This window comes from Microbispora sp. KK1-11 (assembly GCF_006874435.1).
GTDB classification, from domain to species: Bacteria; Actinomycetota; Actinomycetes; order Streptosporangiales; family Streptosporangiaceae; genus Microbispora; species Microbispora catharanthi.
Genome location: NZ_VIRJ01000141.1, coordinates 1 through 428, shown reverse-complemented (window position 1 = coordinate 428; position 428 = coordinate 1). Strand labels below are relative to the sequence as shown.

General features: G+C 70.1%; 1 pseudogene. It reads right to left on the bottom strand.

Annotation, left to right across the window (positions count from 1 at the left end):
- Positions 1-428: pseudogene (locus tag FLW16_RS43110) on the bottom strand (polyketide synthase); the annotation flags it as partial.

Genomic DNA, 428 nt, shown 5'->3' with positions numbered 1-428 from the left:
CCGGTCTGGGGCCAGGGGCGTTGTTCGGTGAGGAGGCGGATGGTGCCGGTGGTCCAGTCGACGTGGGGGGTGGGCTCGTCGATGTGGAGGGTTTGCGGCAGCACCGCGTTGCGGATGGCGTGGACGGTTTTGATGATGCCGGCGACGCCGGCGGCGGCTTGGGCGTGGCCGATGTTGGATTTGAGGGAGCCGAGCCACAGGGGGTGGTCGGTGGGGCGGTTGTGGCCGTAGGTGGCCAGCAGGGCTTGGGCTTCGATGGGGTCGCCGAGGGTGGTGCCGGTGCCGTGGGCTTCGACGGCGTCGACGTCTTGGGGGGTGAGGCCGGCGTTGTCGAGGGCGTGGGTGATGACGCGTTGTTGTGAGGGGCCGTTGGGTGCGGTCAGGCCGTTGGAGGCGCCGTCTTGGTTGACGGCGGTGCCGCGGATGAC